The 25,125-nt window shown below is 54.2% G+C and carries 23 protein-coding genes; 11 read left to right on the top strand and 12 right to left on the bottom strand.

What is annotated here, in order from left to right; all coding sequences use genetic code 11:
- Positions 1–90: 90 nt before the first annotated feature.
- Both sdaA and GRPL_RS11890 read left to right on the top strand, forming a co-directional pair.
- Positions 91–1,455 (top strand): L-serine ammonia-lyase, encoded by a 1,365-nt coding sequence (sdaA, locus tag GRPL_RS11885; RefSeq protein ID WP_032687002.1) that lies wholly within the window; start codon positions 91–93, stop codon positions 1,453–1,455.
- A 122-nt stretch (positions 1,456–1,577) separates the two neighbouring features.
- Positions 1,578–3,188, top strand: a complete 1,611-nt coding sequence (locus tag GRPL_RS11890; protein ID WP_032699388.1) for an EAL domain-containing protein — start codon at positions 1,578–1,580, stop codon at positions 3,186–3,188.
- A 13-nt stretch (positions 3,189–3,201) separates the two neighbouring features.
- On the opposite strand, the gene yoaE is transcribed toward GRPL_RS11890, so the two are convergent.
- Complete coding sequence (yoaE, locus tag GRPL_RS11895; RefSeq protein ID WP_032695272.1) at positions 3,202–4,761, bottom strand: CNNM family cation transport protein YoaE; 1,560 nt, start codon at positions 4,759–4,761, stop codon at positions 3,202–3,204.
- A 447-nt stretch (positions 4,762–5,208) separates the two neighbouring features.
- On the opposite strand from yoaE, the gene manX reads away from it, so the two are divergent.
- The 5 genes from manX to mntP all read left to right on the top strand — a co-directional run bounded on the left by manX (position 5,209) and on the right by mntP (position 9,395).
- Positions 5,209–6,177, top strand: coding sequence for a PTS mannose transporter subunit IIAB (gene manX, locus GRPL_RS11900; protein ID WP_032699386.1), 969 nt, complete (start codon positions 5,209–5,211; stop codon positions 6,175–6,177).
- Positions 6,178–6,233: 56 nt separating this feature from the next.
- Positions 6,234–7,034 carry a PTS mannose/fructose/sorbose transporter subunit IIC gene (locus GRPL_RS11905; protein WP_004863908.1) on the top strand — a complete coding sequence of 267 codons (801 nt, stop codon included), beginning with the start codon at positions 6,234–6,236 and terminating at the stop codon, positions 7,032–7,034.
- A 12-nt stretch (positions 7,035–7,046) separates the two neighbouring features.
- Positions 7,047–7,898 carry a PTS mannose transporter subunit IID gene (locus tag GRPL_RS11910; protein WP_004863911.1) on the top strand — a complete coding sequence of 284 codons (852 nt, stop codon included), beginning with the start codon at positions 7,047–7,049 and terminating at the stop codon, positions 7,896–7,898.
- 56 nt (positions 7,899–7,954) lie between these two features.
- Positions 7,955–8,413, top strand: a complete 459-nt coding sequence (locus GRPL_RS11915) for a DUF986 family protein (protein ID WP_032686997.1) — start codon at positions 7,955–7,957, stop codon at positions 8,411–8,413.
- A gap of 415 nt (positions 8,414–8,828) precedes the next feature.
- Positions 8,829–9,395, top strand: coding sequence for a manganese efflux pump MntP (gene mntP, locus GRPL_RS11920; protein ID WP_032686995.1), 567 nt, complete (start codon positions 8,829–8,831; stop codon positions 9,393–9,395).
- A gap of 3 nt (positions 9,396–9,398) precedes the next feature.
- Here the strand turns inward: mntP and rlmA are convergent, their stop codons facing one another.
- From rlmA to mgrB, 6 genes are all read right to left on the bottom strand, one after another.
- A complete protein-coding gene (gene rlmA, locus GRPL_RS11925; RefSeq protein WP_032699385.1) occupies positions 9,399–10,193 on the bottom strand; it encodes a 23S rRNA (guanine(745)-N(1))-methyltransferase in 795 nt (264 codons plus the stop codon).
- 61 nt (positions 10,194–10,254) lie between these two features.
- The gene (ftsI, locus tag GRPL_RS11930) at positions 10,255–12,003 is read right to left on the bottom strand and encodes a peptidoglycan glycosyltransferase FtsI (RefSeq protein WP_032699383.1); all 1,749 of its coding nucleotides are present in this window, start codon (positions 12,001–12,003) and stop codon (positions 10,255–10,257) included.
- A 188-nt stretch (positions 12,004–12,191) separates the two neighbouring features.
- Entirely contained in the window at positions 12,192–12,401 is a 210-nt protein-coding gene (gene cspE, locus GRPL_RS11935) for a transcription antiterminator/RNA stability regulator CspE (RefSeq protein ID WP_001062678.1), read from the bottom strand.
- A gap of 40 nt (positions 12,402–12,441) precedes the next feature.
- Positions 12,442–12,558 carry a DUF2627 domain-containing protein gene (locus GRPL_RS26895; RefSeq protein ID WP_049267871.1) on the bottom strand — a complete coding sequence of 39 codons (117 nt, stop codon included), beginning with the start codon at positions 12,556–12,558 and terminating at the stop codon, positions 12,442–12,444.
- 638 nt (positions 12,559–13,196) lie between these two features.
- Entirely contained in the window at positions 13,197–13,481 is a 285-nt protein-coding gene (locus tag GRPL_RS11940) for a YebO family protein (protein ID WP_032686992.1), read from the bottom strand.
- A 74-nt stretch (positions 13,482–13,555) separates the two neighbouring features.
- A complete protein-coding gene (gene mgrB, locus GRPL_RS11945; RefSeq protein ID WP_015584020.1) occupies positions 13,556–13,699 on the bottom strand; it encodes a PhoP/PhoQ regulatory lipoprotein MgrB in 144 nt (47 codons plus the stop codon).
- A gap of 159 nt (positions 13,700–13,858) precedes the next feature.
- Between mgrB and GRPL_RS11950 the strand changes: the two genes are divergently transcribed.
- The gene (locus GRPL_RS11950; protein ID WP_032686991.1) at positions 13,859–14,098 is read left to right on the top strand and encodes a YobH family protein; all 240 of its coding nucleotides are present in this window, start codon (positions 13,859–13,861) and stop codon (positions 14,096–14,098) included.
- 65 nt (positions 14,099–14,163) lie between these two features.
- On the opposite strand, the gene kdgR is transcribed toward GRPL_RS11950, so the two are convergent.
- Positions 14,164–14,955: a DNA-binding transcriptional regulator KdgR gene (kdgR, locus tag GRPL_RS11955; protein ID WP_032699382.1), complete on the bottom strand. Its 792-nt coding sequence runs from the start codon at positions 14,953–14,955 to the stop codon at positions 14,164–14,166.
- Between the two features lie 177 nt (positions 14,956–15,132).
- Here kdgR and GRPL_RS11960 point away from each other — a divergent pair, with 177 nt between their 5' ends.
- Entirely contained in the window at positions 15,133–16,506 is a 1,374-nt protein-coding gene (locus tag GRPL_RS11960; RefSeq protein ID WP_032686989.1) for an MFS transporter, read from the top strand.
- A gap of 79 nt (positions 16,507–16,585) precedes the next feature.
- Here the strand turns inward: GRPL_RS11960 and htpX are convergent, their stop codons facing one another.
- From htpX to GRPL_RS11980, 4 genes are all read right to left on the bottom strand, one after another.
- A complete protein-coding gene (htpX, locus tag GRPL_RS11965) occupies positions 16,586–17,467 on the bottom strand; it encodes a protease HtpX (protein WP_004863936.1) in 882 nt (293 codons plus the stop codon).
- A 236-nt stretch (positions 17,468–17,703) separates the two neighbouring features.
- Positions 17,704–19,752, bottom strand: coding sequence for a carboxy terminal-processing peptidase (prc, locus tag GRPL_RS11970; protein ID WP_032686988.1), 2,049 nt, complete (start codon positions 19,750–19,752; stop codon positions 17,704–17,706).
- Between the two features lie 19 nt (positions 19,753–19,771).
- Entirely contained in the window at positions 19,772–20,446 is a 675-nt protein-coding gene (proQ, locus tag GRPL_RS11975) for an RNA chaperone ProQ (protein ID WP_004863942.1), read from the bottom strand.
- Between the two features lie 97 nt (positions 20,447–20,543).
- Positions 20,544–21,041 (bottom strand): GAF domain-containing protein, encoded by a 498-nt coding sequence (locus tag GRPL_RS11980; RefSeq protein WP_032686987.1) that lies wholly within the window; start codon positions 21,039–21,041, stop codon positions 20,544–20,546.
- A gap of 132 nt (positions 21,042–21,173) precedes the next feature.
- Between GRPL_RS11980 and yebS the strand changes: the two genes are divergently transcribed.
- Positions 21,174–22,457 carry a membrane integrity lipid transport subunit YebS gene (gene yebS / locus GRPL_RS11985; protein WP_015584017.1) on the top strand — a complete coding sequence of 428 codons (1,284 nt, stop codon included), beginning with the start codon at positions 21,174–21,176 and terminating at the stop codon, positions 22,455–22,457.
- Positions 22,426–25,059: a PqiB family protein gene (locus tag GRPL_RS11990; protein ID WP_032699381.1), complete on the top strand. Its 2,634-nt coding sequence runs from the start codon at positions 22,426–22,428 to the stop codon at positions 25,057–25,059. Before yebS ends, GRPL_RS11990 begins: the two co-directional genes overlap by 32 nt.
- Positions 25,060–25,125 lie beyond the last annotated feature (66 nt).

The following is a 25,125-nucleotide window of genomic DNA, read 5'->3' as shown; positions in this document are numbered from 1 at the left end:
TAGTTAAGCTGATGGTGCGGTTCCCTCTTACACTATGCGCAGTTATCACATCGTTACCGCCGCTGCGGTAACCCTGTCAGGAGTATTAGCGTGATTAGTATATTCGACATGTTCAAGGTGGGGATTGGTCCCTCATCTTCCCATACTGTAGGCCCGATGAAGGCCGGTAAACAGTTCGTCGATGACCTGGTCGAAAAGGGATTGCTTAATGAAGTGACCCGTGTGGCAGTCGATGTCTACGGCTCACTTTCATTAACCGGCAAAGGCCACCATACGGATATCGCCATCATTATGGGACTGGCGGGCAATCAGCCCGATACGGTCGATATTGACGCGATACCGGCATTTATCCGCGACGTTGAAACCCGCGGACGCCTGCTGTTGGCGCAAGGGCAGCATGAAGTTGACTTCCCGGCGGATGACGGCATGCGTTTCCGTAGCGACAATCTGCCGCTGCACGAGAACGGCATGACGATTCATGCCTGGGCGGGCGACAAAGAGATCTACAGCAAAACGTACTACTCTATTGGCGGCGGTTTTATCGTCGATGAAGAGCACTTCGGTAAAGAGAGCGCGAACGAACTGAGCGTGCCTTATCCGTACAAATCGGCGCAGGAGATGCTGGCCTATTGCAAGGAGACCGGGCTGTCGCTCTCCGGCATGGTGATGCAAAACGAGCTGGCGCTGCACAGCAAAAAAGAGATTGAAGACTATTTTGCTCACGTCTGGCAGACCATGCGCGCCTGTATCGATCGCGGGATGAATACCGAAGGCGTGCTGCCTGGCCCGCTGCGAGTTCCTCGTCGCGCCTCTGCGCTGCGTCGTCTGCTGGTAGCCAGCGATAAGCTGTCAAACGACCCGATGAACGTCGTTGACTGGGTGAATATGTTCGCCCTGGCCGTGAACGAAGAGAACGCAGCCGGCGGACGCGTGGTGACGGCCCCGACAAACGGCGCCTGCGGAATCGTACCGGCGGTACTTGCCTACTACGATCACTTTATCGAATCGGTCAGCCCGGATATTTATATTCGCTACTTTATGGCGTCCGGCGCCGTGGGCACACTGTACAAGATGAACGCCTCCATTTCTGGCGCGGAAGTCGGCTGTCAGGGTGAAGTTGGCGTGGCCTGCTCCATGGCGGCGGCCGGTCTTGCCGAACTGCTTGGCGCCAGCCCGGAACAGGTTTGCGTCGCGGCAGAAATCGGGATGGAACATAACCTGGGTCTCACCTGCGACCCGGTTGCCGGCCAGGTGCAGGTTCCGTGCATCGAACGTAACGCCATTGCATCCGTGAAGGCGATCAACGCTGCGCGTATGGCCATGCGCCGCACCAGCGAACCGCGCGTCTCGCTCGATAAAGTCATTGAGACTATGTATGAGACCGGTAAAGACATGAACGCCAAGTATCGCGAAACCTCTCGCGGTGGTCTGGCTATCAAAGTTCAGTGTGACTAAACTCTCCCCATCAAATGCGCCCTTACGGGCGCATTTTCCGCTGTTATTTATTTACACCCACTACACTTGCTCAATGGCGGTTGTTATTCTACTCCACACAGAGAGTCGACAGGGTGTCGCGCATGCAAAATGCACAAAAGGTCATTTCGGCATACCGTCGTAAGCGGATTATCATTTGTTTGATTGTTGCGCTCCTGACGTTGACGACCACGCTGGCGATCCGATTTATTTCGCAGCGTAGTTTAAATCAGCAGCGCGTCCAGATGACCACCAATAAAATGGTGGTGGCGATGGATAAAATTTTACGCCCGTTGTCGGAACAGCACCTTTCGTTGCTTCAGCTGGTGGGGAAGCCCTGTGAGGATGTGCGTCTGCCGCTGCGCAAACTGGCGGCCTCGCTGCAAACCGTGCGTTCAATCGTCCTGGTTAAATCGAATATTCTCTACTGCTCCAGCATCTTTGGCGATCGCAACGTCCCTATTCATCAGCTGCAACCCGACCTGCCAGGCCAGCGGGAGCTGCTGGTTTTTTCAACCGATAACACGCTGCTGGTCGGCTCTCCAGTCTTAATTCAATGGTATCCCTCCGCTTTCAATAGCGCCGATGGCGTGATGATCATCATCAATATTGAGCTGCTGGGAGAGTTAATTCTCAACGCAAAATCATCGTTGATTACCGGTATTGGACTGAGCGTCGGCACCCGGAACTTTATCAGCGGGAGCGGAGTAGTTGATCACTCGGTGCTTCCCGGCGAGTCGGTGATATACCGTCAACATTCGACCTTGTTCCCGTTTGCCATTAACGTCAGCGGTCCCGGCGCTTCCGCTATCGCCCTCAACGAACTGCCGGGCGAACTGCCGCTGGCGTTGATCCTCAGTTTACTGATGACCGGAATCGCCTGGCTGGCTACCGCGGGCAGGATGAGTTTTTCCCGGGAAATCAGCCTCGGTATCGCCGCCCGCGAATTCAAGCTGTGGTGCCAACCGTTGAAGGATCTGCATTCGGGAAAATGTACCGGCGTCGAGATTTTACTGCGCTGGAACAATCCGCGCCGGGGAAACATATCGCCGGAGGTGTTCATTCCTATCGCCGAAGGCTACAACCTGATCGTTCCCCTCACCCGCTATGTCATTGCAGAAACCGCACGCCAGCTTTCGCTATTCCCCCACGATAAACATTTTCACATTTCGATTAATGTCGCCGCTCGCCACTTTGCCGAGGGTGAACTGCTGCGCGATCTGCATAAACTCTGGTTCAGCGCCTATCCGGTGCAGCAGCTGGTGGTGGAACTCACCGAGCGGGACGTGCTGCAGGACGGCGATCACCACATGGCGGAACATCTGCATTTCAGGGGGGTGTACCTGGCAATCGATGACTTTGGCACTGGCAACAGCTCGCTCTCCTGGCTGGAAAAGCTACGGCCTGACGTGCTGAAGATTGATAAATCCTTTACCAGCGCTATCGGCATCGACAGCGTCAATGCCACGGTAACGGATATCATTATTGCGCTGGCGCACCGGCTGAATATTGTGACGGTGGCAGAAGGCGTGGAGACTCAGCGGCAGGACGAATATTTGCGGCGCCACGGCGTTGATATCCTGCAGGGATTTCACTATGCCAGGCCAATGCCGGTGGAAGACTTTCCACAGTGGCTGGCCGCCCGACGTCAGGTCGAGGCGATGGCGGATAATAAAACCGGCCAGCCTCCAGCGGAGACCGACCGGCCAGTCTGACGACCCAGGAGGATTATTCTTCTTCCTGGCTGTCATGCACCGTTTTGACTACGCGCACCAGATCAACACGATAGTCGTTCGCTTCGAGAACGGTAAACTGCAGCGGCGCCCGTTCAACAACATCGCCGGTACGCGGTATATGGCCGTTAACGGCAATGACCAGTCCAGCTACCGTCGCAATATCCTCATCTTCATCGACGATGTCATCGAGCCCTACCGCCTGCTGTAAAGCATGCAGGTCGGTTGATCCTTTGATCAGCCAACCGTCGCCATCAGCCACGATTTCCGGCGTCTCATCGGCATCAGGGAATTCCCCGGCGATGGCTTCCAGGACATCCAGCGGCGTCACCAGCCCCTGTACCACGCCAAACTCGTTGGTCACGATGACGAAGCTACCGCGAGCACGACGCAGCACCCCCAGCAGATTGATAGGATCCAGCGTTTCCGGAACCACAATCGCCGGCGAAGCCGAGGCTAATGCCGCGACGTTCTCACCGGCCTCCAGCGCCACCAGCATCTCTTTGGCTCGCACGATACCAATGATTTCATCCAGCTCGCCCCGGCATACCGGGAACAGACTGTGCGGTGAAGAGAGCAGCTGACGACGAATTTCTTCTTCGCTTTGCTCCGCATTCACCCAACTGATTTCACCGCGCGGAGTCATGATACTGCGCAATGAACGCTGCGCCAGGGTCAGGACGCCGTTAATCATATAGCGTTCTTCTTCCGCAAACGCTCCTTCCGGCACCGGAACCGGCGCCGGGCTCTCGCCATCATGGCTCACGGCGTGCTGTTTACGCCCGCCCATCATGCGCAGGATAGCGTCAGCCGTACGTGCGCGTAACGGCAGCGTCGACTGGTGACGAATAAAGTTACGTCGTGCCACCTGGTTGAAGAACTCAATGGTGATCGAGAAGCCGATAGCGGCGTACAGGTACCCTTTCGGAATATGGAAGCCGAAGCCTTCAGCCACCAGGCTCAGACCGATCATCAGCAGGAAGCTCAGACAGAGCACCACCACCGTCGGATGCTGGTTCACGAAGCGGGTCAACGGCTTCGAGGCCAGCAGCATCACCATCATCGCAATGACCACCGCGGCCATCATCACCGGCAGATGGTTCACCATGCCGACGGCGGTAATGACTGCGTCCAGCGAGAAGACCGCATCCAGCACGACGATTTGCAACACTACCACCCAGAAACTGGCATAACCTTTACCATGTCCGGCATCGTGCTGGCGGTTTTCCAGCCGTTCATGCAGTTCCGTGGTCGCTTTAAACAGCAGGAATATCCCCCCGAGCAGCATGATGAGATCGCGCCCGGAAAAAGAGAAATCCGCAATGCTGAACAGCGGTTTGGTTAAGGTCACCATCCACGAAATAACTGACAGCAGCCCCAGACGCATAAACAGCGCCAGCGTCAGACCGATCAGCCGCGCTTTGTCACGCTGTTTCGGCGGCAGTTTATCCGCGAGGATAGCGATAAAGACCAGGTTGTCGATACCGAGCACGATTTCAAGGACGACCAGCGTCAATAAACCGATCCAGATAGAGGGATCCATTAAGAATTCCATGAGTTGCTCCAGTTCACGACAGACGGAGTCATCGCGATGTCACGCACGGCAGAGACAATCGTTGCGGGTAAAAAAGCGTAGCAGGTAGCGGCGGCAGAAAAACGCCAGAAGGTGAAAAGACGTCGATGAGGGTCCATACAGCGGGCTATGCCCTATACTCCTGAGTAATTAAACGGAAGCTAAACATAGCAAAAAATGGAGGAAGATTGGAAAAAATTTTACCAGTCTTTGCAATAGGTAAGCCTATTTTTTGCGCTGCGAAATTATTAGTCGCAGATGCGTGATTAACGGATCTTCATCACATTAATTATTTTTTCACTATCTAAAATAATTCGCGGTAGTAATTATTTTAGATCTTACACCCTCACTGAATCGATTTTGTTCGCAAGAGTGATTCAGGATGTATCACCACAGATGATGCATTCACGATAATAAAGGAGGTAGCAAGTGACGATTGCTATTGTAATAGGCACACATGGTTGGGCTGCAGAACAACTGCTGAAAACCGCAGAAATGCTGTTGGGCGAGCAGGAAAACGTTGGCTGGATCGATTTCGTTCCGGGTGAAAATGCCGAAACGCTAATTGAGAAATACAACGCACAGCTGGCAAAGCTGGACACAACTAAAGGCGTGTTATTTCTCGTCGATACGTGGGGAGGTAGTCCATTTAATGCCGCCAGCCGCATTGTCGTCGATAAAGAACATTACGAAGTGATTGCTGGCGTCAACATTCCGATGCTGGTCGAAACGCTGATGGCGCGCGACGACGATCCGTCGTTCGACGAGCTGGTGGCTCTGGCGGTAGAAACCGGTCGTGAAGGCGTGAAGGCGCTGAAAGCGAAAGCGGTGGAAAAAGTCGCTCCGGCTCCGGTTAAGGCAGCAGCCCAAGCGCCAGCCCCGGCAAAACCAATGGGTCCGAACGACTATATGGTCATCGGCCTGGCGCGTATTGATGACCGTCTTATTCATGGTCAGGTGGCCACCCGCTGGACAAAAGAAACCAACGTTACCCGTATTATTGTCGTGAGTGATGAAGTCGCGGCGGATACCGTGCGCAAAACGTTACTGACTCAGGTTGCTCCTCCGGGTGTGACCGCCCACGTTGTCGACGTTGCGAAGATGATTCGCGTCTACAACAACCCGAAATACGCAGGCGATCGCGTCATGTTGCTGTTTACCAACCCTACCGACGTCGAACGTGTCGTTGAAGGCGGCGTGAAAATCACCACTGTCAATATCGGTGGTATGGCTTTCCGTCAGGGTAAAACGCAGGTGAACAACGCCGTTTCGGTCGATGAAAAAGATATTGAAGCATTTAAAAAGCTAAATGCCCGCGGTATCGAGCTGGAAGTCCGTAAAGTTTCCACCGACCAGAAACTGAAAATGATGGACCTGATTGGCAAGGTGGCGAAATAACCTTGCGGGTCGCGCCCCAATTTTCAACTTAAGACTTAATCAACAGGAGAAGTACAATGGAGATTACCCTTCTTCAGATTGTGCTGGTGTTCATCGTCGCGTGTATTGCGGGTATGGAGTCGGTACTTGATGAATTTCAGTTCCACCGTCCTCTGGTCGCGTGTACGTTGATCGGTGCCGTTCTCGGCGATATGAAAACCGGTATCATCATCGGTGGTACCCTGGAAATGATCGCCCTGGGCTGGATGAACATCGGTGCGGCGGTTGCGCCGGATGCCGCGCTGGCATCCATCATTTCTACCGTTCTGGTTATTGCCGGTCATCAGGGTATCGGCGCCGGTATCGCTCTGGCTATCCCGCTGGCAGCAGCAGGCCAGGTTCTGACCATCATCGTTCGTACCATTACCGTAGCCTTCCAGCACGCGGCGGATAAAGCGGCGGAAAATGGCAACCTGACGGCGATTTCGTGGCTCCACGTTTCTTCGTTGTTCCTGCAGGCTATGCGTATCGCTATCCCGGCGGTCATCGTGGCTATCTCCGTCGGAACCAGCGAAGTTCAGGGTATGCTGAATGCGATTCCTGAAGTGGTCACCAGCGGTCTGAACATCGCCGGTGGCATGATCGTGGTCGTTGGTTATGCGATGGTCATCAATATGATGCGCGCAGGCTACCTGATGCCGTTCTTCTACCTTGGCTTCGTCACCGCCGCATTCACTAACTTCAACCTGGTTGCGCTGGGGGTGATTGGCGCGGTAATGGCTATCCTCTACATCCAGCTGAGCCCGAAATACAACCGCGTAGCGGGTGCGCCAGCGCAGGCTGCTGGTAATAACGATCTCGATAACGAACTGGACTAACAGGTGAGCGAAATGGTTGATATGACTAAAAATACCACCGAGAAAAAACTCACTCCGAGTGACATTCGTGGCGTGTTCATTCGTTCTAACCTGTTCCAGGGGTCATGGAACTTCGAACGTATGCAGGCGCTGGGCTTCTGCTTCTCTATGGTACCGGCTATTCGTCGCCTGTACCCGGAGAACAACGATGCGCGTAAGCAGGCAATTAAGCGTCACCTGGAGTTCTTTAACACTCACCCGTACGTCGCAGCGCCTGTTCTGGGCGTAACGCTGGCGATGGAAGAGCAGCGTGCAAACGGCGCCGAGATCGATGATGGTGCCATCAACGGTATCAAAGTCGGTCTGATGGGGCCGCTGGCTGGCGTCGGCGACCCGATCTTCTGGGGTACCGTGCGTCCGGTATTTGCGGCATTGGGTGCCGGTATCGCGATGAGCGGCAGCCTGTTAGGCCCGCTGTTGTTCTTTATTCTGTTCAACGCCGTCCGTCTGCTGACCCGTTACTACGGGGTGGCATACGGTTACAGCAAAGGTGTCGATATCGTTAAGGATATGGGCGGCGGCTTCCTGCAGAAACTGACCGAGGGGGCGTCAATTCTCGGCCTGTTTGTCATGGGGGCGTTGGTTAACAAGTGGACGCATGTGAACATTCCGCTGGTGGTGTCAAAAATCACCGGTTCAGATGGTCAGGTTCACGTCACGACCGTACAGACTATCCTTGACCAGCTGATGCCGGGCCTGGTGCCTCTGCTGCTGACCTTCGCCTGTATGTGGCTGCTGCGTAAGAAAGTTAACGCCCTGTGGATTATCGTCGGCTTCTTCGTCATCGGTATCGTCGGCTACGCTATCGGCCTGCTGGGCCTGTAATAATCCTGTTGTCCGCCGGGGGCTTGCCCCCGGCTTTTTTTTTCACTGGAGGATAGATGACAATCACGGATCTGGTGCTGATTCTGTTTATTGTTGTTCTGCTGGCGTTTGCCATTTATGACCAGTTTATTATGCCCCGTCGCAACGGCCCGTTACTCCTGGCCATCCCCCTGCTCCGCCGCAGCCGCGTTGACGGGATCATCTTCGTCGGCCTGACCGCCATTCTGATTTATAACAATATCATCAGCCACGGCGCGCTAATCACCACCTGGTTATTATCTGCGCTGGCGTTAATGGGTTTGTTTCTGTTCTGGATCCGGACGCCGAAAATCATCTTCAAACCGACTGGCTTTTTCTTCGCCAATATCTGGATTGAATATAAGCGAATTAAAGCGATGAATTTATCGGAAGATGGCGTACTGGTGATGCAATTAGAGCAACGGCGCCTGCTTATTCGTGTACGAAACATCGACGATCTGGAAAAGATTTACAAACTTCTCGTTTCCACTCAGTAAGTTATAAATATAGCCAACGCTATATTTCAGCGATTTCTGGCAGACGGAATATAGCCATGGCTATATTCCGTCTGCGCACTTCACTTATATTTATTAACGAATTATTTACGCATAAATTCAAATGAAAATCGTTATCATTTGGTTATTGAAATAAATAAATCCTGTTATTGTTTTATATTCTAAAAATATGTTAAGGTTGCGCCCGTCGTTGGGGAGTAGCCGGTTTCCTGCCAGCCAGGAAATGTGCGTGTCAACATACTCGTTGCAAAACGTGGCACGTACGGGTTGAAGAAGGTGTTCAATCAGGCGAGACCATAGACACATCACCGCTGTACGCATACCTGAGTCGCGGGCTGCGTATATCTACTGGGGGCTGTGATGTGTCATATGGATTTTCCCCGGTCAGGACGCAATGATGAACATCTCCGCTACGATTCTTCTTGCCTTTGGCATGTCCATGGACGCCTTCGCAGCCTCTATCGGTAAAGGCGCTACCTTACACAAACCTAAGTTCTCCGAAGCGCTGCGCACCGGGTTAATTTTCGGCGCCATCGAAACGCTCACCCCGCTTGTCGGCTGGGGGATGGGGATGCTCGCCAGCCAGTTCGTACTGGAGTGGAATCACTGGATCGCGTTCGTGCTGCTGGTATTTCTCGGCGGACGGATGGTCATCGAAGGTTTTCGCACAACCGAAGATGAGGCATGTGAAGCGCCTCGCCGCCACGGTTTCTGGCTGCTGGTCACCACCGCCTTCGCCACCAGTCTCGATGCGATGGCCGTCGGGGTTGGCCTGGCATTCCTGCAAGTAAATATTATCGCCACCGCGCTGGCTATCGGCTGCGCAACGCTGGTGATGTCGACGCTGGGAATAATGGTCGGTCGGTTTATCGGCCCGCTGCTGGGCAAGCGAGCCGAAATTCTTGGTGGTATTGTCCTGATTGGTATCGGCGCCCAGATTCTCTGGAGCCATTTCGCCGGCTAGTTCTCAGGCCTCACGCTGCCAGCAGTGAATCATAAAATCGGTCTGGCAGCGGAAAGTCGCCTGCGCGCGCAGCGTTTCACGCACCGGCGGCTTCGCCCGCCACGCGAATGGGGTCATCTGCAGCAGCGCTTCAGCCTCGGCCCCGGTCAGCTGCATCGGATAGGCCAGCTGCTGCTGCTGGCTTAATGTAAAGCCAGCCATCTGTTCATGATGTTGCTCATGCAGACGCACCTCGTCGTAAATCAACCCTTTCAGCTCCAGCAAATGCCGCGGCCCCGGCGTGGCGGTAATCACCCAGCCGCCGGGTCTGACCACCCGCGCCAGCTCCTGCGCATTACAAGGGGCATAGATCCGGACCACCGCATCCAGGCTGGCGTCGTCGAACGGCAGACGCTGGCTCGATGCGACGCAAAAATTGACCTGCGGATAGCGTCTGGCCGCCGCGCGAATGGCCGACTTTGAGACGTCCAGCCCCCAACAATGAGCGGCGATAGCGGCAAACGCATGGGTGTAGTACCCTTCCCCGCAGCCGATATCAAGCAGGCGCTCAGGGGCGGCGACGGACAGAAAGTCACTGATGGCATCACGCAGAGGTTGATAGTGGCCCGCGTCGAGAAACGCCCGCCGCGCCTGCATCATCTCCGCGCTATCGCCCGGATCGCGAGACCGCTTAAACTGCACCGGCAGTAAATTGACATACCCCTCTTTCGCCAGGTCGAACTGGTGCCGCTGCGGGCAGATATAGCTATTATCGCGGCGGGAAAGCGGCGCGTGGCAAAGTGGGCAACTGTATGACATGACAACTCCGGTGTCGCTGAAAGGGCGAAAGTGTAGCGCTATTCGCCCTTTCAGACCACTGTTACAACGCCGGCGGCGCGGCATCCCCGCTATGCATCACAATCAGATTTTCCGAACCTTGCGGCATACCGTCCGGCATCACATTTTCCAGCCGCAGCACATCTCCCATGATCTGGCTAAAGACCGGTGCGGAAACCGCCCCGCCATAATAGGCGCCATTGCTGGGATCGTTAATCACCACCACCAGCGCAAACTGCGGACGACTGGCGGGCGCCACGCCTGCGGTATACGCCACATATTTATCGATATATTTACCGTCAGGACCGATTTTTTTCGCGGTCCCGGTTTTCACCGCAATGCGATAATCGCGTACCGCCGCTTTGGTTCCCCCGCCGCCCGGCAACGCCACGCTCTCCATCATATGCTCCACTTCATGCACTATCGGTTCTGGCATGACCCGCGTGCCGATGACCGGCGGGTCGATACGGGTAATCGAGAGCGGTCGTTCAATACCGAAGCCGCCGATAGTGGCATAAACATGTGCCAGCTGCAGCGGAGTCACCATCAGACCATATCCGAAGGCAAAGGTCGCGCGGTCCAGCTGGCCCCAATAGCGCCGTTGAGGCATCAGCCCGGCGCTTTCGCCGGTCAGCCCCAGTCCGGTCGGGTCGCCAAAGCCGAACGCTTTATAAGTATTGATCAGGTGTTGGACTGGCATGGCCAGCGACAGATGCGAAACGCCGGTATCGCTGGATTTTTGCAAAATGCCGGTTAATGACAGTTCGGGATAATAGCCAACGTCGCGAATGCGGTGACCATCAAGCACAAAGGGATGGGTATCCACTACGCTGTCCGGTTGCACAATCCCCTGCTGTAGCGCCGTCATCACCACCAGCGGTTTTACCGTCGAGCCCGGCTCAAAGGTGTCACTGATGGCGCGGTTGCGAAAATCATCCAGCCTGGCGTTATCACGGTTATTGGGATTGAAGTCCGGATAGCTGGCCATCGCCAGTATCTCGCCGGTATCTATCTTAATCAGTACCGCCGCCCCGGATTCCGCCTTATTCCAGTTCACGGCGTTATCCAGCGCATCTTCGGTGACCGTCTGCAGACGTTCGTCGATACTCAGCTGAATATTATGCGCAGGTACCGCCGGCATCTCGGTGATATTTTCGATCACGTGTCCATGACGATCTTTACGCACCAGCCGGCGCCCCGGCTTTCCGGTAAGCTGAGCATTAAAGCTTTTCTCAATCCCCTCAATGCCCTGGTTATCGATATTAGTAAACCCCAGCAGGTTAGCCGCCACGTGCCCCGCGGGATAGAATCGGCGCGACTCATCACGCAGGTTGATCCCTGGCAGGTGCAGTTTGTCGATCCATTCGGCCTGTTCCGGGTTAACCTGACGGGCCAGATAGATGAAGCGCATATGCGGATGGCTCTCAACGCGTTTGGCCAGATCGCTCAGATTAAGGTGCAGCGCCTCCGCCATCGCCTGCCAGCGTGGGCCATAGCCGACGCCGCCCTTTTGCATAATGGTTTGCGGGTCAGCCCAGATGGCGCTCACCGGCACGCTGACCGCCAGCGGGCGATTCTCGCGGTCGCTGATGGTTCCACGCTGCACGTCGATGGGTTCTTCGCGCAACGAACGCATATCTTCTTGTTTTACAAGGTTATCTGGAGAAATTATTTGCAGCCAGGCCACCCGCCCCAGCAGTATTCCGAGACACCCGAGAATCGCCACGCACAACAGCCCAAAACGAAGAGGGGTGAAATGAGCAACTGACTTATTTTTGTACTTTAGCACCATAGCTCCAGCCTTATATTGCAACCCTCTGATTTAACAGAAAATCGGCACAACAGGATGCGAAACTATGCGAATAAGGATGTTGTTTTGCAACAAAGCGCGACGGAGGGGGAAAAATGGAAATGTTTTGCAATAAAGACTAAAAAGCCCCGCAGAGGCGAGGCTTTTCTTACAAGATGAGTGGTCTTGAATCAGATAGCAGTAACGTTAACTGCTGCCGGACCTTTCTGGCCGTCCTGAATTTCGAACTCAACGTTCTGGCCTTCAGCCAGAGTTTTGAAGCCATTACCCTGGATAGCGGAGAAGTGTACGAACACATCTTTGCTGCCATCAGCCGGAGTAATGAAACCAAAACCTTTAGACTCGTTGAACCACTTAACTTGACCTTTAATCTTTGCCATTTGCAAAATTCCTTAGACTGTTTTCTTCGCCCACAGGCGCTTACATAGATAAAACTGACACATTACTGCATGAGGCACTAATATAAGGTTCGGCAGAGAAGCGGTATTCAACGACAACGTGTTTACTCAGGACTTCTTTACTGAAAATGCCACACATAAACAGAACTGTACCTCGTTTAACCCGAAAGGTGTTATCACATACAACGTAAATAATGGCAAGCCATTTTTAAACGTGTCTCGATCCTCCGCACAAATTATAAGGTAATCATTTGATCACCTGCACATTTATGCGTCTTTGCCGCCCAGGGTTGCCCTCGCTGCTACCGCAGGATTCGCAATTATAGCAAACCCGATGGTTGCAACTTTTTTACCATAGCTCAACAACTTCGGTTCGTCCAGGCACCCGGCTATTCAAACACCACATTTTCAGCACACAGGGTCAGGGCCAGTGCATAATGATGCGTATAAAAGGTCATATCGATAGTTGAAATTTCGCTTAAATTCTGCGGAGGTAAAGATATAAAATCGTCATCCGCTTCCGTTATAAATATTATTTATAATACAATTTAAACGTGAAGCATTAATGACGATATTTTTTCATCAGACAATTAAAACAGATTGTTATTATTTTATTTGATTAACTAAAAAATCAATGACGTCAATAGCCAGAATTGGGAGCAGGAACACACTCAGGGGGCGAGGAAGTGTAACAAAACGATCGGAAAGGATAAGAAAAAGTTATAGCGACTCCTTAGATCCAGGTGCACACCGACCCGGTGCACACCTGTCAGTCAGCTACCGTTCGGCGACGAGACGGATAAAGTCGTCATCGTCTTTCTCTCCCGCCGAAGTCTTAGTAACCTCTTGTTTCTCAGGCTCATTGGCTTCACAGAGACGGCGCAGCAGCGCATTTTGCCGCTTTTGCTGATCCAGTAACGCCTGCAGCAGTTCAATCTGCTGATTGGTGCGCGAACTTGCGCGATTAACAAAAAACCATAACAACAAACCGACAAGCAGCAGCACAACGGACAGTGCCAACGATGCCAGATTTAAGATCCCAGGATTCAGTAACTCACTCATTTCACCACCTCAAAGAGAAGGCGTCCATTCTACCACTCGCGCAGCAGAAGGAAATCGGTCGTCATAAAAATGTCTTACCAGGGGATAAACTTATTGATTGTGCAGATGCCGCTGAAAAACTGTACATCTTGATCGCACATTACGTTAAGCATCTGAGTCCACAGCAACAAACAGCCCGCTATGATGACTATCAGCAAAACCCAGCGTACTTTTTTCACTCCATTCTCCGCATCAGTATCAGATGTTTCCAGGATAACATGAGCATCTTAAACCGTGGCTAACTGTAATACGAAAGACAAGTTTAGGAATCATAGACTTGTTTCAATACGTGTAGCTGTCAAAATACGCGCAGGGATAATGCAAACCATGAGGCAACAATGCGATTAATCATTCGTTCCATTGTAGTACTGGCTATCGTATGGATTGGTATATTATTGAGCGGCTATGGCATTCTTATTGGCAGCAATCAGAATGCTGCGGGACTGGGGCTTCAGTGTAAATATCTGACCGCTCGCGGCACCAGTACCGCACAATACGTTCATTCTGATAGCGGTATTATCGGTGTTACCGACTGCCCGATTTTACGCAAAAGCGAAACCGTTATCGACAAAGGTTGATGCGTAAAAGCGACAGCGGGAAGTGCATTCCCGCTGTCGTTTAACTGACCACAGCGCCATTCGGATCAGAATGGATAGTCGTTATAGCCCATCTGTTCAGAAATCTTACGCGCCGCCGTGTGCAACATCGCCACGTATTCACTCAGACGCTCTTCTGAGAAACGCAGCGTCGGGAAAGAGATACTCAGGCCGGCAATCACCACGCCAAAGCGGTCGAAAACCGGTACGCCGATGCAGCGCAGCCCCTCTTCCTGCTCTTCATTATCTTCACCGTACCCCTGCTTACGCACCTGATCCAGGACGTCAAGCAGCGCTTGCGTACTGGTGATGGTCCGCTCGGTGCTGCGTTTATATTCGACGCCTTCGAGAATCTGCTCAACTTCAGCGCGATCGCGCCACGCCAGCAGCACTTTACCGATAGCGGTACTGTACAACGGGTTGCGGCGACCGATACGCGAGTACATCCGCAGGTTGTACATGGAGTCGATTTTGTGGATATAGACGATGCTGTCTTCATCCAGCGCGCCCAGGTGGATCGTCTCTTTCGTCAGCCGCGAAAGTTCACGCATCTGGATGTCGGCACTGCGGACCAGGTCGACATTCTGTAGCGCACGCGCGCCCAGTTCGAACAGCTTGAGCGTCAGGGAGTATTTCTCAGATTCGCCTTCCTGCGCCACATAGCCCAGCGATTTCATGGTTTGCAAAAAGCGATAAACGGTGCTTTTTGACATCATGACGCGCTGGGACAGTTCGGTAATGCCAATTTCACGCTCTTCACCAAGCGCCTGCAGAATGCCAAAAACCTTCAATACCGAAGAGACAGAATCTGGCTGCTTATCCAAATCTGCAACTGCCATTTATCACCTCATCGTAACTGTTTTATAAAAATCAGAACCGGTTTTTATTATAAATTCGCATCGCGGCCCCCGCAATCGTTCTTCTGTTCATTCGTTACAAATCTGCGACATACAGCCGAATAATCAATGCTAAAATCATTACTCAGAGAATAATTACCATAAAGACATACATTCACCATGGATAAAAACATTGCCGATGGCCTGCCTTTGCCGCAGCGCTACGGCGCAATTCTGACCATCGTTTTAGGGTTGGCCATGGCGGTGCTCGACGGCGCAATTGCCAACGTGGCTCTGCCGACTATCGCCACCGATTTAAACGCCTCGCCGGCGGCGTCAATCTGGATTGTCAACGCCTACCAGATAGCTATCGTGATTGCCCTTCTGCCGCTCTCTTTTCTCGGCGATATGTTTGGCTATCGGCGTATCTATAAAATCGGTCTTGCGCTATTTACTCTGACCTCGCTCGCCTGCGCACTCTCCCATAGTCTGCAGATGCTGACGCTTGCCCGCGTCGCGCAGGGCCTTGGCGGCGCCGCCCTGATGAGCGTCAACACAGCGCTGATCCGACTTATTTTCCCGCAGCGTTTTCTCGGGCGCGGAATGGGGATTAACTCCTTCGTGGTGGCGGTTTCATCGGCCGCCGGCCCCACCATTGCAGCCGCTATTCTCTCGGTTGCCTCCTGGCAATGGCTCTTTTTTATTAATATTCCGCTCGGGATTGTTTCGCTTATCCTCGCCATGCGTTACCTGCCAGCAAACGTTGGCCGGAGCAAAATCACCCGCTTCGATCTTCCCAGCGCCATAATGAATGCGCTGACGTTTGGCCTGTTGATCACCGCTCTCGGCGGTTTTGCCCAGGGTCAGTCGGGACGATTCGTACTTGCGGAAGTGGCCGCGATGCTGGTTATCGGTTTCTTTTTTGTGCGCCGCCAGCTGCAGATGCCGGTCCCGCTGCTGCCGATTGACCTGCTACGCATCCCGCTGTTTTCCCTGTCTATCTGTACCTCCATTTGTTCGTTCTGCGCGCAAATGCTGGCGCTGGTTTCCCTGCCCTTCTTCCTGCAGTCGATGATGGGCCGCAGCGAAGTAGAAACCGGCTTGCTGCTGACGCCATGGCCTCTGGCTACCATGGTGATGGCGCCGCTGGCAGGTTATATGATTGAGAAAGTGCACGCGGGATTACTGGGGGCAATCGGCCTGCTGGTGATGGCCTGCGGCCTGTTTGGCCTTGCGCTGTTGCCCTCCACGCCTTCCGATCTGGATATTATCTGGCGCATGGCACTGTGCGGCGCCGGTTTTGGCCTGTTCCAGTCGCCAAACAACCATACCATTGTCTCTTCCGCACCGGCCCATCGCAGCGGCGGTGCCAGCGGAATGCTCGGGACCGCGCGTCTGCTCGGTCAAAGTACCGGTGCGGCGCTGGTTGCCCTGCTGCTTAACCTGCAGGGCAACAGCGGCACCCACAGCGCACTGCTGTTGGCCGGTGGACTGGCGGTGATTGCCGCAACCGTCAGCGGGCTTCGCGTAACTCAGCCCAGGCCTGGGCAATAGCCGCCCTCCTCAGGCTTCAGCCATAAAAAAATCCGCCGCCCTCGGGCGGCGGATTTTTTTTACCTACTCTGCAACAATGTTACTTCAGGTATTCGCCACTGCGCAGCGCTTCAATACGCTTATCCAGCGGAGGGTGAGTCATGAACAGTTCACTCATTGACTTCGCCTTACCGTTAATGCAGAACGCCATCATGCTGCTGGCTTCCTGTGGTTCATAGCTGGTTTTCAGGCGCTGCAGCGCGGCAATCATTTTCTCACGACCAACCAGTCTGGCAGACCCGGCATCGGCGTGGAATTCGCGGTAGCGCGAGAACCACATGGTAATGATGCTGGCCAGGATACCGAACACCAGTTCCAGCACGGTCGCTACGGCAAAGTAAATCAGCGGGTTACCGTTGCTGCTTTCACTGTCATCCCGGTTTCCCCCCAGGAAGCCGGCGGCAATCTGCGCGATAACACGCGAGATAAAGATAACGAAGGTGTTCACCACCCCCTGAATCAGCGTCATCGTGACCATGTCACCGTTGGCGATGTGGCTGATTTCGTGGGCGATGACCGCTTCAGCTTCATCACGGCTCATGTTTTGCAGCAGCCCGGTGCTTACGGCGACCAGAGAAGCATCGCGGCGGGCGCCGGTGGCAAACGCGTTGATATCCGGCGCGTGGTAGATGGCGACCTGCGGCATGCCAATACCCGCCTGCTGCGCCTGCTGCGCGACGGTGTTCATCAGCCAGCGTTCCGTTTCATTGCGCGGCTGCTCAATCACTTCCCCACCCACGGATTTCAGCGCCATCCATTTCGACATCATCAGCGAAACGATCGATCCACCAAAACCAAAAAGCAGCGCCATGATCAGTAACCCGGTCATGCTGCTTGACTGAATTCCCGTCAGGCTTAACACCAGCCCGAAGACCACCATCACTGCCAGGTTGGTCAACAGGAAAAGCGCGATTCGCATCATAATTTTCTTTTAACCTCGATTTAACAAAACGCACTATGCGATTACCCATATCGTATGGGTAGAACGCTAATTTTCAACGATCAGGCCCCGCTAAGTCACGAGAAAAACACAACTTTACATTTTGTCACGACGAACTGACATCCGCGTAAGTTGTTGACATTTTGTATGTATAAGAGAGGACGGCCTGGAGGATGACGGAAAGAAAAACGGGCACAATCATTGTGCCCGTTGGGTGCTTATTTGCTGACCGGCGGTTCTACCGCGGGCATCTCTTTCTCAAGATGCGCAAGGTCTACCGCAATGTGGACCGTCTCATCAAGATACGGATCCGGCTCCTGGTAGTCCTTCGGCAGATCGTCCAGTTTCTTCAGCGGCGGTTTACCTTCGCGCTTCAGACGGTCGTTAATCCGCGCCAGGCGCGTCGCGTCGTCTTCTTCGTTCTCTTTCTCACGCTGGGCGTAGTTGAGAGAAACGATATAACGCTTATCTTTCATTGCGTTATAGCGAGCGATGTCCTTCATGATGTACTGGAACTCAGGATCTTTGGCAATCCGCTCATTATGCAGCTTCAGCAGCTGCGGATCGAACGGCTTCAAATCACCGGATTTCACGTAGGTCGCCGCATTGACGCTATCCCACGGCAGCGCGTTATCTTCATACTGCTCGCCGGTTTCGCGATCTTCGCTCCCGGTCGGCATCATGATATCCGGCGTGACACCTTTACGTTGGGTACTGCCGCCGTTAATGCGGTAGAACTTCTGAATGGTGTACTGTACGGAGCCCAGCGCCGGCCAGTCAGGGCGCAGCATCTGATCGTAAATCCGGTTCAGCGAGCGATACTGCTGAACGGTGCCTTTACCAAAGGTCGGCTCGCCAACAATTAAGCCGCGACCGTAGTCCTGCATAGCGGCAGCGAAGATTTCAGAGGCCGAAGCACTGAAACGATCGACCAACACCACCAGCGGGCCTTTATAGTACACCACGCCATCGGTATCGCTGTCTTCACGCACTTTGCCATTGTTGTCACGGACCTGAACCACCGGGCCAGACGGAATAAACAGGCCAGATAGCGAAACGGCTTCGGTCAGCGCCCCACCGCCATTGCTGCGCAGGTCGATAACAATGCTGCTGACGTTCTGTTTCTCCAGCTTCTGCAGCTGCACCTTAACGTCATCCGTCAGGCCAACGTAGAAGCCCGGGATATCCAGCACGCCGACTTTCTCTTTGCCGACGGTTTTCACCGACATCTTCACCGCGCGGTCTTCGAGACGAATGCGCTCTCGGGTCAGCGTGACGATGCGGGTTTTGGCCCCCTTACCGGCAGGCAGAACTTCGAGACGCACCTTGCTGCCCTTCGGCCCTTTGATCAGCGCGACAACGTCATCCAGACGCCAGCCGATGACGTCAACCATGCCTTTACCCGACTGGCCGACGCCGACGATACGATCGCCGACAGCGATCGATTTACTCTTCGCCGCCGGACCACCGGCTACCAGCGAATTGATGACCGTATAGTCGTCATCCATCTGCAGTACCGCGCCGATGCCCTCTAATGACAGGCTCATTTCCGTATTGAACTGTTCGGTGTTGCGCGGAGAAAGATAGTTGGTGTGCGGGTCAATCTCGCGAGCGAAAGCGGTCATCACCATCGAGAACACATCTTCGCTGTTGGTCTGCGCCAGACGGCGAATGGCAAATTTGTAGCGACGCGTTAAGGTATCGCGAATTTCTTTGTCATCTTTGCCAGTGAGCTTGAGGCTCAGCTGGTCAAACTTAACCTTGGCATCCCACAGCGCGTTGAGCTCGGCTTCGTCTTTCGGCCAGGGGGCTTTGCTGCGGTCAAGGTTGAAGTTGTCGTTGCCGGTAAAGTCCATCGGACGTTCCAGCACCTTCAATGCATACTGATAGCGCTCAAAACGACGCTTCTGCGCCAGGTTATACAGGTCGTAAAAAACGTCCAGCTTTCCGGTGCGCAGCTCATCGCCGATTTGATTCTTCTTCGCCGAGAACTGAGCAATATCACTGGCCAACAGCACGTTGTGGCTGTAGTCCAGCAGATTCAGATAGCGGTCGTAAATTTTTGCCGAGAAGGCGTTGTCGAGATCAAATTGCCGATAGTGAGAACGGGTAAAGCGCGAGGTAACGCGCTCACTCACCGTCGCGTGCTGCGGCTCTTCTTTCAGCACGGGAATTTGATCGACTCGAGTGATATCGTCCACGGCGAACGCATGGCCTGCTATTGCTAGCAGGCCCGCAAGCGCGGTGAGCTTAAAGAATGTGTTCATGCCTGGCCCGGCCTCCGTTTCAGAACACCAGGTGTTCTGCGCGTACAATCATTGACATACCAGAAGTCAGCTGTACACGAACGCCATCTTTGGTGATTTCCAGAACGGTGGCGTCCATTGCGTTGTTGCCTGCTTTCACCTTCAGAGCCTGGCCAACGCTTAACGCGGTCAAATCTGATACAGGGGTATGACGCTCTTCACGCGGTGCTTTTGCAACGGCTGGACGCGGCTTACGCTGTTCGGTGCCTTCTTTGCGACGAACCTGAGGACGTGGCTTACGCTCACGACGAGCACCGTCTTCCTGCTGACCCGCAGCGGCGGCGGCTTCGCGCTTTTTAGCCTGCTGGCTTGCGCGCTGCGCCTGAACGCGAGCTTTTGCTTCTTCGAGCTGCTGACGAGCGTGAGCAACATGCTGCTCTTCCAGTTCGCCGCACGGGTTGCCGTCAAGGTCAACGCGGACTGCGCCTGGCTTAACGCCGTACAGATAGCGCCAGCTCGAAGTATAAAGACGTAAAGCGGCACGAAGTTGGGTTTTGCTGAGATTCATCTCTCCCCCAACACGCTCCACGAGATCCTGAAAAATACCGACTTTCAGGGGGCGAGCTTCACCTTCAGCGCTGAAGCACTGAGGGAAACGTTCGGCCAGAAACGCGATAACTTCTTTACTGCTATTCAACTTAGGTTGATTTTCCATGAAATTTCCTGATTACAACGGACGTAGCCAACAAGCCGCAGGCATGAACAGGCGTCATTATAATGACGCCATCGCTAAATGCTACGTTATCCGTTGATTATCCTGCGACGTGGGCGAATATTTTTTGGTAGTCAGTCGCAGAAATGAGTTTTTCCAGATGTGCGACCAGTTCAGCCAGCCCCTGCTCATCCTCAGCGGTGAAGCGGGAAAAGGCGGTGCTGTCGATATCCAGAACGCCAATAATCTGATTGTTCACCTGCAGCGGAAAGACGATTTCCGAATTGCTGGCGGCATCACATGCGATATGTCCATCGAAGGCATGGACATCTTCCACCCGCTGAACGCGATTTTGCGCAACGGCCGCACCGCAAACGCCTCGCCCAACCGGAATCCGTACGCAGGCCAGTTTGCCCTGGAATGGTCCTAAAACCAGCGTCTCCCCTTCGAGCAAATAGAAACCTGCCCAGTTAACCTCGGTCAGGCGCTCAAACAGCAGCGCGCTGGTATTAGCGATCATCGCCAAAAAACTGGTTTCACCTGCCATTAAAGCCTGAAAATCACGGTTCAAATCCGCGTAAAATTCTGTTTTGTTCATTATCTGGTCACTTAGTTGTCTTACTGCGAAACACGCATTGCCTAATAAAATAAGCATTAAATGCGTTCAGGCTCAAGATGAATTCAATCCTGGGTTAAGATAGTGAGATACATTCATTCCTGTACGTAATAAATGCCACTAAAAACACAACCGATAACACCGGCAAAAAAGATGGTCGTGCATGCGGTCAGCCGTCCGCTACCCCAGGCACATTATCACCGCTGCCCGCAGTGTGACGTTCTTTTTCGTTTGCCGGTGCTTAAGCGTTATCAAAGCGCCTGGTGCCCGCGCTGCAATGCGAAAGTGCGTGATGGCCGCGACTGGTCTCTTTCGCGGCTGGGTAGTATGGCCATCACCATGATGCTCCTGATGCCCTTTGCGTGGACCGAACCCTTACTGCGTCTGCATCTGCTCGGCGTACGTATCGATGCGAACGTGATCCAGGGGATCTGGCAAATGACCGGCCAGGGCGATCCGCTCACTGCCGCGATGGTGCTGTTTTGTGCGATTGGCGCACCGGCGCTGCTGGTCATCTCTATCGCCTATCTCTGGCTGGGGAACGTTCTGGGCATGAATTTACGCCCGGTGCTGCTGATGCTGGAAAAACTGAAAGAGTGGGTGATGCTGGATATCTATCTGGTCGGTATCGGCGTGGCCTCCATCAAGGTACAGGATTACGCCTTCCTGCAGCCGGGCGTCGGGCTTGTGGCCTTTATCTCCCTCACCCTGCTCAGCATTCTGACGATCATTCATATGAACGTGGAAGAGTTGTGGGAGCGATTTTATCCCCAGCGGCCTGCGTTTCGGGCCGACCCGGCGCTACAGGTTTGCACCGGCTGCCATTACACCGGCTTTCGCGACGCTCGCGGGCGCTGCCGACGCTGCCATACGCCGCTCCACCATCGACGACCGCAGAGCCTGCAGCGAAGCTGGGCCGGGCTGATTGCTTCGGTGGTGTTCCTGCTTCCCGCTAACCTGCTGCCGATCTCAATTATTTACGTCAACGGCGCACGTCAGGATGATACGATTCTTTCGGGGATTATGTCGTTGGCCAATAGCAATGTGGCGATTGCCGGCGTCGTGTTTATCGCCAGTATTCTGGTGCCATTTACCAAAGTTATTGTGTTGTTTACGCTGTTAGTGAGCATACAATTCAAGTGCGAACAGGGGTTGCGTACCCGCATCATCCTGCTGCGGCTGATTACCTGGATCGGCCGTTGGTCAATGTTGGATCTTTTTGTTATCTCATTAACCATGTCACTGATTAATCGCGACCAACTCCTCGCTTTCACGATGGGGCCTGCTGCGGTATATTTCGGCGCCGCGGTAATATTAACTATCCTTGCTGTTGAATGGCTGGACAGCCGCTTACTTTGGGACGCACATGAGTCAGGAAACGCCCGCTTCACCGACTGAAGCCAGAATCAAAACCAAACGTCGCATCTCGCCATTCTGGCTGCTGCCGGTAATAGCCCTGTTGATCGCCAGCTGGCTGATCTGGACCAGCTATAACGATCGCGGGACGACCATCACCATCGACTTCCAGTCGGCCAACGGGATTGTCCCGGGGCGCACGCCTATCCGCTATCAAGGGGTCGAGGTGGGCACCGTCGAGAATATCTCGCTGAGCAAAGACCTGAGTAAAATCGAGGTATCCGCCAGCGTCAAAGGCGACATGAAAGACGCTCTGCGCAAAGATACCCAATTCTGGCTGGTGACTCCGAAAGCCTCGCTGGCCGGCGTATCCGGTCTTGATGCGCTGGTTGGCGGTAACTATATCGGTATGATGCCGGGCAAAGGCGAACCGCAGGACCATTTCATCGCCCTCGATACCCAGCCGAAATACCATATCAACAACGGCGAGCTGATGATTCATCTGCAGGCGCCGGACCTCGGTTCGCTCACCAGCGGATCGCTGGTCTACTTCCGCAAAATTCCGGTGGGCCGGGTTTACGATTTTGCGCTCAATGATAACAATCAGGGCGTCACTATCGATGTGCTGATCGAGCGCCGCTTTACGAACCTGGTGAAAAAAGGCAGCCGCTTCTGGAATGTCTCAGGCGTTAAGGCCGATGTCGGCCTCGGCGGCGCGAAGGTCCAGCTGGAAAGCCTCTCCGCGCTGGTTAACGGCGCGATTGCCTTTGACTCCCCTGCGGATTCCCAACCGGCTCAGCAAAACGATGAATACGGGCTGTATGAAGATTTGGCCCACAGCCAGCGCGGGGTCCTGGTCACGCTGGAACTGCCTGACGGCGAAGGCCTGAAAGCCGGCTCCACCCCGCTCATGTATCAGGGGCTGGAAGTCGGGCAGTTGACCAAACTCAATCTCAATCCCGGCAGTAAAGTGACCGGTGAGATGACGGTGGACCCAAGCGTTGTCACCCTGCTCAGAGATAAGACGCTTATTCAGATGAAAAAGCCGAAAATCTCGCTGGATAACCCCAGCCTCAGCGCCCTGCTGACCGGGAATACGTTCGAACTGGTGCCCGGAGAGGGGGAGACGCGGAATCACTTTGTGGTGCTTCCGGCTGACAAATCCCTGCTCGATGAACCGGATGTGGCTACGGTTACGCTCACGGCAGCGGAGAGTTACGGTATTGATGCCGGGCAGCCGCTGGTGCTGCACGGCGTGAAAGTGGGTCAGGTTCTGGAGCGCAAGCTGACCGCGAAAGGCGTCACGTTCCAGGTGGCCATTACCCCTGAATATCGCGACCTGGTGCGCGGCGACAGCAAATTTGTCGTTAACAGCCGCCTTGACGTGAAAGTGGGTTTTGATGGCATCAAAGTGCTCGGCGCCAGCGCCAGCGAGTGGGTCGAAGGCGGTATTCGCATCATCCCTGGCGAGAAAGGAACAATACAGGCCAGCTATCCGCTGTATGCCAATATGGAGAAGGCGGAAGAAAACAGCCTCAGCGAAGTGCCCACCACCACTCTGAGCCTGACGGCAGAGACCCTGCCGGATGTTCAGGAAGGTTCGGTGGTGCTGTACCGTAAGTTTGCCGTCGGCGAGATCATTTCGGTTAAACCCCGGCGCAACGCATTTGATATCGATCTGCATATTAAGCCGGAATATCGCTATCTGTTGACCAACAATAGCGTCTTCTGGGCCGAGGGAGGCGCCAAGGTCCAGCTCGATGGCAATGGTCTGACCGTGCAGGCGTCACCGCTGTCACGGGCCTTGAGGGGCGCTGTCAGCTTTGACGATCTCAGCGGCAGCAGCGCCGGCGCGCGAATTGGCAACAAACGCATTCTCTATGCTTCTGAAACCGCTGCGCGGGCAGTCGGTGGCCAGATTACGCTGCATGCCTTTGATGCCGGTAAAATTTCCGAAGGGATGCCGATTCGCTACCTGGGCATTAATATCGGCCAGATCCAGTCCCTGAATCTGATTACCGCGAAAAACGAAGTCCAGGCGAAAGCCGTGCTCTACCCAGAGTACGTCGACACCTTCGCCCGCAGCGGGACCCGCTTCTCGGTGATCACCCCGCAGATTTCGGCCGCGGGTGTCGAACACCTGGATACCATTTTCCAGCCCTATATCAACGTTGAACCGGGTCGCGGCACGGCACGCCGTGATTTCGAAATTCAGGAAACGACGATTAGCGACTCCCGCTACATTGACGGTCTGAGCATCGTTGTCGAAGTGCCGGAAGCCGGTTCGCTGGATATCGGAACGCCGGTACTGTTCCGCGGACTGGAAGTCGGTACGGTCACCGGGCTGACTCTGGGTTCAATGTCGGATCGCGTAATGGTCAAATTGCGTATCAGCAAACGCTATCAGTATCTGGTGCGTAACAATTCGGTCTTCTGGCTCTCTTCCGGCTATAACCTCGACTTTGGCCTGATTGGCGGCGTCGTGAAAACCGGGACCTTTAACCAGTTCATTCGCGGCGGCATCTCCTTTGCCACGCCGCCAGGCACGCCGCTGGCGCCGAAGGCACAGGATGGTAAACACTTCCTGCTGCTGGAAAGCGAACCGAAAGAGTGGCGTGAATGGGGCACGGCCCTGCCACAGTAAGCAAAACGCTCCGGTGTCCCCCGCCGGAGCGTTTATGATAAACTGCGCACCCTTTTTTCTTGTGGT

This window comes from Klebsiella planticola ATCC 33531, assembly GCF_000735435.1.
In the GTDB taxonomy this organism is placed as follows: domain Bacteria; phylum Pseudomonadota; class Gammaproteobacteria; order Enterobacterales; family Enterobacteriaceae; genus Klebsiella; species Klebsiella planticola.
This window is presented reverse-complemented; position numbering and strand designations above follow the sequence as displayed.